Consider the following 11,849-nt stretch of genomic DNA (forward strand, 5'->3'; position numbering starts at 1 on the left):
ATATTACCGGGCTTCTTCTTCAGGATTTACCTGCTTTCGCCAGTTCTTTTACCAGCGGCAGCATAATGCGTACCACGTCGCGGCTGCGATGTTCAATCCGGCCTGGAAGCGCTTTATCGATATGCTGTTGGTTATCCAGCCGCACATCATGCCAGCTGTTACCGGCGGGGAAAGAGGCAGTTTTGGCGCGTTGCTGATAGCCGTCTTTTTTACCCAGGTTCCAGTTGGTTGCTTCTACCGAGAGCACGGCGATTCCCGCTTTGTCGAAGACCTCGGCATCGTTACAACATCCGGTTCCTTTCGGATAGTCTTTGTTCAGGCCCGGGTTGGTACTGGCGACGATACCGCGGCTGTGTGCAATTGCCAGCGCCCGGTCGCGCGTCAGTTTTCGTACGGCTTCCGGGGTTCTTTTCCCACTATTGAAGTAGAGCTTATCCCCGACGATCAGGTTATCGAGGTTGATAACCAGCAGGGTATTTTTCTTCTCAGCCGCACTCATGCGCTTGAGGATATTTTCTGCACCCAGTTTGCCTTCTTCCTCGCCGCTGGTGGCGATAAACCGAATGCCGTACTGTGTCGGCACATTTTTAAGTTTTTCAGCCAATTCCAGCATGACACCCAAACCTGCGGCGTTATCGTCGATGCCCTGCAAGGTTAATCCGCCCAGATTAGCATCGGAATCGGCATCGCTCTGCGCGGCGTAAGTGTCGAGGTGCGCCATGATAATAATCTGCTGCGGCGCTTTGCCTTCATGCGCTGCAATGACGGTGCTGCCCGTAACGTTATGCCAGTTCTTACGGTTGTCTTTGGCGGTATAAACATAACGGCTATTAAACGTCCGAATATCACTGCGATAGCCCATCTGCTGAAATTGCTGACGTAAATAATCAGCAGATAGCATTTCTGCCGGAGAGCCCGTCACGCGGCCAGGGAAGAATGTTGCGATATATCGGGCCTGAGTATTTGCCATATCTCCGGGCTTCGAAGAGGTTGCCTGTGCGGGAAGGATAAAGCACGCGCCGAGCGCCAGGGCGGTAGTCAGGTGGCGCAATGCGGAAAACATAGTGAGTCCTTAAATACCAAGCAGAAATTTTCAGCCGCTAGTATGAAACTGTGATCGAGGTAAAACAATTTCATTTGCTCCTAAATGCCCGAAATCCGGCGGCTTAAGCACTTTTTGAACTTTGCTTTTCCAAATCGTTATTCCTTTGAGGAACTACTCATTCCAATTCGTAATTTCATTCGCTCTCTTGCCCTCCCTATAGTCAGGTTATCTGAACTTCGTTAGCAAAATAACGGCAATACATAGGAACGGTTATGGATCAAAAACGACTTACCCACCTGCGGCAACTGGAAGCGGAGAGCATCCATATCATTCGTGAGGTGGCCGCCGAGTTTTCGAATCCGGTGATGATGTATTCCATCGGCAAGGATTCCAGCGTAATGCTGCATCTGGCGCGCAAAGCGTTTTATCCTGGTTCACTGCCGTTTCCTCTGCTGCACGTTGATACCGGCTGGAAATTCAGTGAGATGTATGAGTTTCGTGACCGCACGGCAAAAGCCTACGGCTGCGAACTGCTGGTGCATAAAAACCCGGAAGGGGTGGCGATGGGGATCAACCCATTTGTCCACGGTAGCGCCAAGCATACCGACATTATGAAAACCGAGGGGTTGAAGCAAGCGCTGAACAAATACAGTTTTGACGCAGCATTCGGCGGCGCACGCCGTGATGAAGAGAAATCGCGCGCGAAAGAGCGCATCTATTCCTTCCGCGATCGTTTTCATCGCTGGGACCCGAAAAACCAGCGTCCGGAACTGTGGCATAACTACAACGGCCAGATTAACAAAGGCGAAAGCATTCGCGTATTCCCGCTCTCTAACTGGACGGAACAGGATATCTGGCAGTACATCTGGCTGGAAAACATCGACATTGTTCCGCTGTACCTTGCCGCAGAGCGTCCGGTGCTTGAGCGCGATGGCATGTTGATGATGATTGATGACGACAGAATCGATCTGCAGCCTGGTGAGGTTATCAAAAAACGTATGGTGCGTTTCCGTACTCTCGGCTGCTGGCCGCTCACTGGCGCGGTGGAGTCGGACGCGCAGACGCTACCGGAAATCATCGAAGAGATGCTGGTTTCAACCACCAGTGAACGTCAGGGCCGCGTGATTGACCGCGACCAGGCGGGCTCCATGGAGCTGAAGAAACGTCAGGGGTATTTCTAAGGAGCCGCCATGAACACGACACTTGCACAACAAATTGCTAATGAAGGCGGCGTTGAAGCCTGGATGATTGCCCAACAACACAAAAGCCTGCTGCGTTTTTTAACCTGCGGTAGCGTGGATGATGGGAAAAGTACTCTGATTGGACGTCTGTTGCATGATACCCGACAGATCTACGAAGATCAGCTCTCATCGCTGCACAACGACAGCAAACGTCACGGTACCCAGGGCGAAAAGCTCGATCTGGCGTTGTTGGTTGATGGTTTGCAGGCCGAGCGTGAGCAGGGCATCACCATCGACGTGGCCTACCGTTATTTCTCTACCGAGAAGCGTAAATTTATCATTGCGGATACCCCCGGCCATGAGCAGTACACCCGTAACATGGCCACTGGCGCGTCGACCTGCGATCTGGCGATCCTGCTGATCGATGCACGTAAAGGCGTGCTGGATCAGACGCGTCGTCACAGCTTTATCTCCACGCTGTTGGGAATAAAACATCTGATCGTTGCGATCAACAAAATGGATCTGGTGGACTTTAGCGAAGAGACATTTAACCGGATTCGTGAAGATTATCTGACCTTTGCAGAGCAGTTGCCGGGCAACCTGGATATCCGTTTTGTACCGCTTTCAGCACTGGAAGGTGACAACGTGGCGTCGCAAAGTTTCAGCATGCCGTGGTACAGCGGCCCGACGCTGCTGGAAGTGCTTGAAACCGTTGAGATCCAACGCAGTGTTGATACCCAACCGATGCGCTTCCCGGTGCAGTATGTGAACCGGCCGAATCTGGACTTTCGCGGTTATGCCGGAACGCTGGCTTCGGGTAGCGTGAAGGTAGGGCAACGCGTCAAAGTGCTGCCATCCGGCGTTGAGTCCAGCGTCGCCCGGATTGTCACGTTTGATGGCGACTTGCAGGAAGCACATGCAGGTGAAGCCATTACCCTGGTGCTAAAAGATGAGATCGACATCAGCCGGGGCGATCTGCTGCTTGATGCCCAGGAAACGCTGTCGACGGTGCAACGCGCTGCCGTTGATGTGGTGTGGATGGCGGAACAACCGCTGTCGCCAGGGCAGAGCTACGACATCAAAGTCGCAGGCAAGAAGACGCGTGCGCGTGTTGATAGCGTGGAGTATCAGGTCGATATTAATAACCTGACCCAACGTGACGTTGAAGCGCTGCCGCTAAACGGCATCGGTCTGGTTAATCTGACCTTTGATGAGCCGCTGGTGCTGGACACCTATCAGCATAATCCGGTGACGGGCGGCCTGATTATCATTGACCGTCTGACCAACGTCACCGTCGGTGCTGGACTGGTACGCGAGCCGATCGTCCAGGAGCAGGCCATGGCATCCCAGTTCAGCGCGTTTGAACTGGAGCTTAATGCGCTGGTGCGTCGCCACTTCCCACACTGGGGCGCGCGCGATCTGCTGGGAGGAAAATAATGGCGCTGCATGACGAAAACGTCGTCTGGCATGCCCATCCTGTTACGCCGCAACAGCGGGAACAACGCCACGGTCATCGTGGTGTTGTGCTGTGGTTTACCGGACTCTCTGGTTCCGGTAAATCCACGGTAGCAGGGGCGCTGGAAGAAGCATTGCACAAGCAGGGGGTTAGCACTTATCTGCTGGACGGTGATAACGTGCGCCACGGCTTGTGCAGCGATCTCGGATTTAGCGATGCCGATCGTAAGGAGAATATTCGTCGGGTTGGCGAAGTGGCTAACCTGATGGTGGATGCGGGGCTGGTGGTACTGACGGCCTTTATTTCCCCTCATCGTGCTGAACGACAGATGGTTCGCGAACGTGTGGGTCATGGGCGTTTTATAGAGGTGTTTGTCGATACGCCATTAGCAACGTGTGAAGCACGCGATCCAAAAGGGCTGTATAAAAAAGCGCGGGCGGGGGAGTTGCGCAATTTCACCGGAATCGACTCGGTATACGAAGCGCCTGAATCGCCAGAGATTCATCTTGATGGTGAACAATTGGTAACAAATTTGGTACCCCAATTATTAGACCTGCTGAGGCAGGAAGATATTATCAGATCCTGAGACACCCGAGCTTGTATGCCCGGTCAGTCACGGTCACAGGATTAGATATGCGTAACAGCCATAACATTACCATTACAGACTCAGATACCTTCGCCGCAGACGACGAAACCACCTGGTCACTACCGGGTGCCGTTGTCGGTTTTGCTGCGTGGTTGCTGGCGCTGGGGTTCCCATGCCTGATGTATGGCCCTAATACGCTATTTTTTTTCCTTTATACCTGGCCTTTTTTCCTCGCGTTGCTGCCCGTCGCCATTGTGGCGGGTATTGCCCTGCATTCGCTTATGCAGGGACGGCTGCTGCTAAGCGTTACGTTTACCCTGCTGGTGGTTGGGTCGATGTTTGGCGCATTGTTCCTGTGGCTGCTGGGCTAGGTTTACTTCCCTTTTTTCATGGCGAGTGGTGCTGCATACCGACAGCTCTAATTCAAACCGTAACCAACAATGAGATTATGTTCTCCTTACACGAGGTATACGTAACAACGGGCAAATGTGGTACATTTGCCCGCGTTGTCGCGGCATTCCCGACCGTTGATGTAAAGTTGTCTGCGGAAGTTATGGGGTGTTAATGCCGTTTTTCAGGGGGCAGGATGGGTAAACTAACGCTGCTGTTGCTGGCTTTATTAGTCTGGCTGCAGTATTCGCTGTGGTTCGGTAAGAACGGCATACATGACTATAGTCGCGTCAACGATGATGTTGCTGCGCAGCAAGCTACAAACGCGAAACTTAAAGCGCGTAACGATCAGCTCTTTGCTGAAATTGACGATCTCAATGGCGGTCAGGAAGCTATCGAGGAACGCGCACGCAACGAACTCAGCATGACTAAGCCGGGCGAAACGTTTTATCGCCTGGTCCCTGACGCGTCTAAACGCGCACAGACCGCAGGGCAAAACAATCGATAAACCAGCCAAGGATTTAACATGGCAGCCTCTTTATTGGACGTTTGCGCCGTGGTGCCGGCTGCCGGATTTGGCCGCCGAATGCAGGCGGAGTGTCCTAAGCAGTACCTCTCAATTGGCAATAAAACCATTCTTGAACACTCGGTTGATGCGCTGCTGGCGCATCCCCGGGTGACGCGTGTCGTTATCGCGATCAGTCCCGGCGACAGCCGCTTTGCCCAACTACCACTTGCAGCGCATCCGCAAATTACCGTGGTGGATGGCGGCGATGAGCGTGCCGATTCTGTCCTTGCCGGTTTGCAAGCCGCTGGAGACGCTCAGTGGGTACTGGTGCATGATGCCGCGCGGCCATGTCTGCATCAGGATGATTTAGCCCGCTTACTGGCAATAAGTGAAACCAGCCGTATCGGCGGTATCCTGGCGACTCCCGTACGCGACACCATGAAACGTGCCGAGCCAGGTAAGACTGAGATTGCTCATACGGTCGAACGCACCGATTTATGGCATGCGTTGACACCGCAGTATTTCCCACGTGAGCTGTTACACGATTGCCTGACCCGAGCTCTAAACGAAGGCGCAACCATTACGGATGAGGCTTCGGCACTGGAATATTGCGGCTTTCATCCGCTGCTGGTTGAAGGACGCGCTGACAACATTAAAGTCACCCGTCCGGAAGATCTGGCACTGGCGGAATTTTATCTGACCCGAAGAATCTAGACACAAAATCATTCAAGCTGCATCAAGGCGGCAACTGAGTGAATCCCCTGGAGCTTACATAAGTAAGTGGCTGGGGTGAACAAAGGTAGCCAACAAAGAAGCAGCTTGAAGGATGATGTGTATACCAGGAGAAGACATAATGCGAATTGGACACGGTTTTGACGTACACGCCTTTGGCGGTGTTGGCCCAATTATCATTGGTGGTGTGCGCATCCCATACGAAAAAGGATTGCTGGCGCATTCTGATGGCGATGTGGCATTACATGCGCTAACCGATGCCCTGCTGGGGGCTGCGGCGTTGGGTGATATCGGTAAACTCTTCCCGGATACCGATGCAGCGTTCAAGGGTGCCGATAGCCGCGAGTTATTGCGTGAGGCCTGGCGGCGTATTCAGGCTAAAGGCTATACGCTTGGTAATGTGGATGTCACTATTATTGCTCAGGCGCCGAAGATGCTGCCGCACATTCCGCAAATGCGGGTGTTTATTGCCGAGGATCTCGGCTGCCATATGGATGATGTTAACGTGAAAGCGACCACCACGGAAAAACTCGGTTTTACCGGGCGTGGGGAAGGGATTGCCTGTGAAGCGGTGGCGTTACTCATTAAGGCAACGAAATGACAGCGTTTGAAGATCTGACCTATCTCCATGGTAAACCACTCGGCCACGGAGTTCTGAAAGCCAATCCGGAAGACTTTGTCGTCGTCGAAGATTTAGGCTTCGAACCGGATGGCGAAGGCGAGCACGTTCTGGTGCGTATTCTGAAAAACGGTTGTAACACCCGTTTTGTGGCTGACGCGCTGGCCAAATTCCTTAAAATCCACGCCCGCGAAGTCAGCTTTGCCGGGCAGAAAGATAAGCATGCGGTCACGGAACAGTGGCTGTGCGCGCGCGTACCGGGCAATGCAATGCCCGATTTAAGCAAATTTGAGCTTGAAGGCTGTAAAGTGCTGGAGTACGCCCGCCACAAGCGTAAGCTGCGTTTAGGCGCACTGAAAGGCAACGCGTTTACGCTGGTGTTGCGTGAAGTGAGCGAGCGTGATGATGTTGAAGCGCGTTTACAGGCGATTAGCGAGCGCGGTGTACCGAACTATTTTGGCGCTCAACGTTTTGGTATCGGCGGTAGCAACCTGCAAGGGGCGTTACGCTGGGCGCAAAGCGATGCGCCGGTGCGCGATCGCAATAAACGCAGTTTTTGGTTGTCGGCGGCCCGTAGCGCGTTGTTTAATCAGATAGTCAATGAACGCCTGAAAAAAACAGACTTTAATCAAGTTGTTGACGGCGATGCGCTACAATTGTCGGGACGCGGAAGCTGGTTTGTTGCCACACGGGAAGAACAGACCGAATTACAGCGTCGCGTCGATGAGAAAGAATTGATGATAACAGCGGCATTGCCGGGCAGCGGTGAGTGGGGAACTCAGCGCGATGCTCTGGCGTTTGAAGAGGCCGCTATTGCTGACGAAACCGCGCTACAGTCTCTGTTATTGCGCGAGAAAGTTGAGGCATCGCGCCGCGCTATATTGCTGTATCCACAACAATTAAGCTGGAACTGGTGGGATGACGTAACCGTTGAGTTGCGCTTCTGGCTACCGGCAGGTAGCTTCGCCACCAGTGTTGTAAGGGAACTTATTAACACAATGGGTGATTATGCGTATATTGCTGAGTAACGATGATGGGGTTCACGCACCCGGTATACAAACGCTGGCGAAAGCGCTGCGTGAGTTTGCTGACGTACAGGTGGTTGCCCCGGATCGTAACCGCAGTGGCGCGTCTAATTCGCTGACGCTGGAGTCCTCGCTTCGCACGTTTACCTATGATAACGGCGATATTGCCATACAAATGGGTACGCCTACCGACTGCGTCTATCTGGGCGTGAACGCATTAATGCGTCCGCGTCCGGACATTGTTGTTTCTGGTATTAATGCGGGTCCAAATCTGGGTGATGATGTCATCTATTCCGGTACCGTGGCGGCGGCGATGGAAGGTCGTCACCTCGGGTTCCCTGCGCTGGCTGTTTCACTTGATGGTCATAAACACTACGATACCGCTGCCGCAGTAACCTGTCGTATCTTACGGGCGCTGAGTCGTGAACCGCTGCGCACCGGACGCATTTTGAATATCAACGTGCCGGATTTACCGCTGGATCAGATTAAAGGGATCCGCGTCACCCGCTGCGGCAGCCGTCATCCGGCGGATCAGGTGATTCCACAGCAGGATCCGCGTGGCAATACGCTGTATTGGATTGGCCCGCCGGGCGAAAAGTGCGATGCCGGTCCGGATACGGATTTTGCTGCCGTTGATGAAGGTTATGTTTCCATCACGCCGCTGCATGTTGATTTAACCGCATACGGTGCGCATGAGGTTGTTTCTGACTGGTTAGACAGCGTGGGAGTCGACACGCAATGGTAAGCAGACGCGTACACACTCTTCTTGAACAATTACGTGCGCAGGGCATCAGAGATGAGCATGTCCTGGATGCGCTCGCCGCAGTGCCGCGTGAAAAGTTCGTTGATGAGGCGTTTGAACATAAGGCCTGGGATAATATCGCCCTGCCGATTGGCCAGGGGCAGACCATCTCACAGCCCTATATGGTGGCTCGCATGACCGAGCTGCTGGAGCTAACGCCGCAATCGCGGGTTCTGGAAATTGGTACCGGCTCTGGCTACCAGACGGCTATCCTGGCGCATCTGGTGCATCATGTGTGCTCTGTTGAGCGCATTAAAGGTTTGCAATGGCAGGCGCGTCGTCGCCTGAAACAGCTTGATTTACATAATGTTTCGACCCGTCATGGTGATGGATGGCAAGGTTGGCAGGCTCGAGCGCCGTTTGACGCTATCATTGTGACGGCAGCACCGCCTGAGATCCCAACGGCATTGATGATGCAGTTGGATGAAGGCGGCGTTCTCGTCTTGCCCGTGGGCGATGAGCACCAGTTTTTGAAACGGGTGCGTCGTCGGGGAGGCGAATTTATTATCGACACCGTGGAGGCCGTACGCTTTGTTCCCTTAGTCAAGGGGGAGCTGGCGTAGCTAACGCTGCTGAATACCTGGAGTTTTCCTGGATATTCTGGAATTAGTAAGTGTATCGTGGTCACGTTTTCCAGTGTCCAGCCCGATGCCTTGCACGGTGATTACGTCACTGGGTATTAACCAAATTTTCCTGGGGGATAAATGAGCGCGGGAAGCCACAAATTTACCGTTCGCCGTATTGCGGCATTGTCACTGGTTTCGTTATGGCTGGCAGGTTGTTCAAACACCTCGAATCCGCCAGCGCCGGTCAGCTCTGTTGGCGGCAATGCATCATCGAACACCAGCTCCGGCATGCTGATTACGCCTCCACCAAAAATGGGATCAACGGCGACAGTACAACAAACGCCACAGATCCAACCGGTGCAACGCCCGGCGACTCAGCCAACACAGATTCAGCCGGTTGCAGAACAGCCTGTCCAGATGGAAAACGGGCGGATTGTGTACAATCGTCAGTATGGGAATATTCCGAAAGGTAGCTATACGGGTGGCAGTACCTATACTGTTAAGAAAGGCGACACGCTTTTCTATATTGCCTGGATTACCGGGAACGATTTCCGTGACCTCGCACAACGCAATAACGTTCCGGCCCCGTATGGCCTGAATGTCGGACAAACTCTGCAAGTGGGCAACGCGTCGGGTGCACCGATTACCGGTGGTAATGCCATCACCCAGGCGGATGCAGCACAGCAAGGAGTTGTGACCAACCCTGCACAAAATTCCACCGTTGCTGTTGCTTCGAAACCAACAATTACGTATTCTGAGGATTCAGGTGAACAAAGTGCTAACAAAATGTTGCCGAACAACAAGCCTGCTGGGACCGTTGTCACAGCGCCTGTAACGGCTCCGGCAGTTAGTGCAACCGAATCGACTGCAAGCTCAACTTCTACCAGTTCGCCGATTTCTACCTGGCGCTGGCCGACTGACGGCAAGGTGATCGAAAACTTCGCAGCTACCGAAGGTGGCAATAAAGGGATCGACATTGCAGGCAGCAAAGGACAGGCTATTGTCGCGACCGCAGATGGACGCGTCGTGTATGCCGGTAACGCGCTGCGTGGTTACGGTAATCTTATTATCATCAAACACAACGATGATTACCTGAGTGCCTACGCCCATAACGATACAATGCTGGTCCGGGAACAACAAGAAATCAAGGCGGGGCAGAAGATAGCTACCATGGGTAGCACCGGAACCAGTTCTACACGCTTGCATTTTGAAATTCGTTACAAGGGGAAATCCGTAAACCCGCTGCGCTATTTACCGCAGCGATAATTCGGCGGAACCAGGCTTTCACGTGCTAGTTCCGTTAGGGATCACGGGTAGGAGCCACCTTATGAGTCAGAATACGCTGAAAGTTCATGATTTAAATGAAGATGCGGAATTTGATGAGAACGGAGTAGAGGCTTTTGATGAGAAAGCCTTGAGTGAAGAGGAACCCAGTGATAACGACCTGGCTGAAGAAGAGCTGTTATCGCAGGGGGCCACACAGCGTGTGTTGGACGCGACTCAGCTTTACCTTGGTGAGATTGGTTATTCGCCACTGTTAACAGCCGAAGAAGAAGTTTATTTTGCGCGTCGCGCACTGCGTGGAGATGTCGCTTCTCGCCGCCGCATGATTGAAAGTAACCTGCGTCTGGTGGTGAAAATTGCTCGTCGTTATGGCAATCGTGGTCTGGCATTGCTGGACCTGATTGAAGAGGGCAATCTGGGGCTTATCCGTGCCGTCGAGAAGTTTGACCCTGAGCGCGGGTTCCGCTTCTCAACATACGCAACCTGGTGGATCCGCCAGACGATCGAACGGGCGATTATGAATCAAACCCGTACGATCCGACTGCCGATTCACATTGTAAAAGAGCTGAACGTCTATCTGCGTACCGCGCGTGAGTTGTCGCATAAACTGGACCACGAACCGAGCGCAGAAGAGATTGCGGAACAACTGGATAAACCGGTTGATGACGTCAGCCGTATGCTCCGGCTCAACGAGCGTATTACCTCGGTAGACACCCCGCTGGGTGGCGATTCCGAAAAAGCGTTGCTGGATATTCTGGCCGATGAAAAGGAAAACGGTCCGGAAGACACCACGCAAGACGATGATATGAAACAGAGCATCGTCAAATGGCTGTTCGAACTGAACGCCAAACAGCGTGAGGTGCTGGCACGTCGTTTTGGTCTGCTGGGGTACGAAGCTGCGACACTGGAAGATGTGGGCCGTGAAATTGGCCTGACCCGTGAACGTGTTCGTCAGATTCAGGTTGAAGGTCTGCGTCGTCTGCGTGAAATCCTGCAGACGCAGGGGCTGAACATCGAAGCGCTGTTCCGCGAGTAAGCACAAGTTCTATCAAGAAAGGCCAGTCTCGGTGAGGCTGGCCTTTTTCTATGTTTGTTGCCTGATGGCACTGCGTTTATCAGGCCTACGGGGAGCAGGACTTTGTAGGTCGGATCAGACATTTATGTCGCCATCCGGCAAATTAGTTCATCATCTTACGCACCAGACGTGTGAACTGCTCACGTTCTTCATCAGATAATCGCCCCAAAAACTCATCATCTACGCTATTTCCCAGCGGGGTTGCGCTGGCCAGTAACGCTTCTCCTTGCGCGGTCAAATAAACAAACCGCCGACGCTTATCCGCCGGGTCGTGCTCACGCCTGACCAGATCGCGTTTTTCCATCCGGCTCAGCATTTCCGCAAGCGTCGCCTTGGTACAGACCGCAGCCTCGGTCAGGGTAACCTGCTCAATGCCAGGCTGTTCGGCAATGGCGCGCATCACCGCATACTGCGGTTTGGTCAGTTCCGGTAATTCATGTTGCCAGCGAGCCGTATGCTGTTGAAAAAGCTGGCGTAAAAGGTGGAAGGCGGTATTTCGTAACGGCATGAGAGCTCCGGAATTTCTGTTAGTCTCTATCTTAACGGGTAATGCGTCATAGTTTAACCATTGCTGCTTTAA

14 protein-coding genes are annotated in these 11,849 nt (G+C 53.2%); 12 read left to right on the forward strand and 2 right to left on the reverse strand.

Translation table 11 applies throughout. The annotated features are described in order from the left end of the window. Positions 1-19: 19 nt before the first annotated feature. Positions 20-1,063, reverse strand: coding sequence for an aminopeptidase (locus IB196_RS04575; RefSeq protein WP_005130892.1), 1,044 nt, complete (start codon positions 1,061-1,063; stop codon positions 20-22). A gap of 254 nt (positions 1,064-1,317) precedes the next feature. Here IB196_RS04575 and cysD point away from each other — a divergent pair, with 254 nt between their 5' ends. The 12 genes from cysD (at position 1,318) to rpoS (ending at position 11,230) form a co-directional block, all read left to right on the forward strand. Continuing rightward, a complete protein-coding gene (gene cysD / locus IB196_RS04580) occupies positions 1,318-2,226 on the forward strand; it encodes a sulfate adenylyltransferase subunit CysD (RefSeq protein ID WP_040232210.1) in 909 nt (302 codons plus the stop codon). A gap of 9 nt (positions 2,227-2,235) precedes the next feature. Beyond that, on the forward strand, positions 2,236-3,663 hold the full coding sequence (cysN, locus tag IB196_RS04585; RefSeq protein WP_005130890.1) for a sulfate adenylyltransferase subunit CysN: 1,428 nt from the start codon (positions 2,236-2,238) through the stop codon (positions 3,661-3,663). Further along, positions 3,663-4,268 (forward strand): adenylyl-sulfate kinase, encoded by a 606-nt coding sequence (gene cysC, locus IB196_RS04590; protein ID WP_005130888.1) that lies wholly within the window; start codon positions 3,663-3,665, stop codon positions 4,266-4,268. Before cysN ends, cysC begins: the two co-directional genes overlap by 1 nt. A 47-nt stretch (positions 4,269-4,315) precedes the next feature. After that, complete coding sequence (locus IB196_RS04595) at positions 4,316-4,639, forward strand: DUF3561 family protein (RefSeq protein ID WP_040232213.1); 324 nt, start codon at positions 4,316-4,318, stop codon at positions 4,637-4,639. A gap of 215 nt (positions 4,640-4,854) precedes the next feature. Further along, positions 4,855-5,166, forward strand: a complete 312-nt coding sequence (ftsB, locus tag IB196_RS04600; RefSeq protein ID WP_003034163.1) for a cell division protein FtsB — start codon at positions 4,855-4,857, stop codon at positions 5,164-5,166. Positions 5,167-5,184: 18 nt separating this feature from the next. Beyond that, positions 5,185-5,880: a 2-C-methyl-D-erythritol 4-phosphate cytidylyltransferase gene (ispD, locus tag IB196_RS04605; RefSeq protein WP_005130882.1), complete on the forward strand. Its 696-nt coding sequence runs from the start codon at positions 5,185-5,187 to the stop codon at positions 5,878-5,880. A gap of 139 nt (positions 5,881-6,019) precedes the next feature. Then, complete coding sequence (gene ispF, locus IB196_RS04610) at positions 6,020-6,499, forward strand: 2-C-methyl-D-erythritol 2,4-cyclodiphosphate synthase (protein ID WP_005130881.1); 480 nt, start codon at positions 6,020-6,022, stop codon at positions 6,497-6,499. After that, positions 6,496-7,545 carry a tRNA pseudouridine(13) synthase TruD gene (gene truD, locus IB196_RS04615; RefSeq protein ID WP_040232214.1) on the forward strand — a complete coding sequence of 350 codons (1,050 nt, stop codon included), beginning with the start codon at positions 6,496-6,498 and terminating at the stop codon, positions 7,543-7,545. Before ispF ends, truD begins: the two co-directional genes overlap by 4 nt. After that, positions 7,526-8,287: a 5'/3'-nucleotidase SurE gene (gene surE / locus IB196_RS04620; RefSeq protein ID WP_149692207.1), complete on the forward strand. Its 762-nt coding sequence runs from the start codon at positions 7,526-7,528 to the stop codon at positions 8,285-8,287. Before truD ends, surE begins: the two co-directional genes overlap by 20 nt. Beyond that, a complete protein-coding gene (locus tag IB196_RS04625) occupies positions 8,281-8,907 on the forward strand; it encodes a protein-L-isoaspartate(D-aspartate) O-methyltransferase (RefSeq protein WP_005130872.1) in 627 nt (208 codons plus the stop codon). The genes surE and IB196_RS04625 overlap by 7 nt, the downstream gene beginning before the upstream one ends. Before the next feature lie 186 nt (positions 8,908-9,093). Continuing rightward, a complete protein-coding gene (gene nlpD, locus IB196_RS04630; RefSeq protein ID WP_338079053.1) occupies positions 9,094-10,176 on the forward strand; it encodes a murein hydrolase activator NlpD in 1,083 nt (360 codons plus the stop codon). A 61-nt stretch (positions 10,177-10,237) separates the two neighbouring features. Next, the gene (gene rpoS, locus IB196_RS04635) at positions 10,238-11,230 is read left to right on the forward strand and encodes an RNA polymerase sigma factor RpoS (protein ID WP_000081498.1); all 993 of its coding nucleotides are present in this window, start codon (positions 10,238-10,240) and stop codon (positions 11,228-11,230) included. Positions 11,231-11,372: 142 nt separating this feature from the next. Here rpoS and IB196_RS04640 read toward each other — a convergent pair whose 3' ends face one another. After that, complete coding sequence (locus tag IB196_RS04640; protein ID WP_005130843.1) at positions 11,373-11,777, reverse strand: MarR family transcriptional regulator; 405 nt, start codon at positions 11,775-11,777, stop codon at positions 11,373-11,375. Between the last annotated feature and the right edge of the window lie 72 nt (positions 11,778-11,849).

The sequence above is a fragment of the Citrobacter sp. C6_1 genome, assembly GCF_014596835.2.
In the GTDB taxonomy this organism is placed as follows: domain Bacteria; phylum Pseudomonadota; class Gammaproteobacteria; order Enterobacterales; family Enterobacteriaceae; genus Citrobacter; species Citrobacter pasteurii.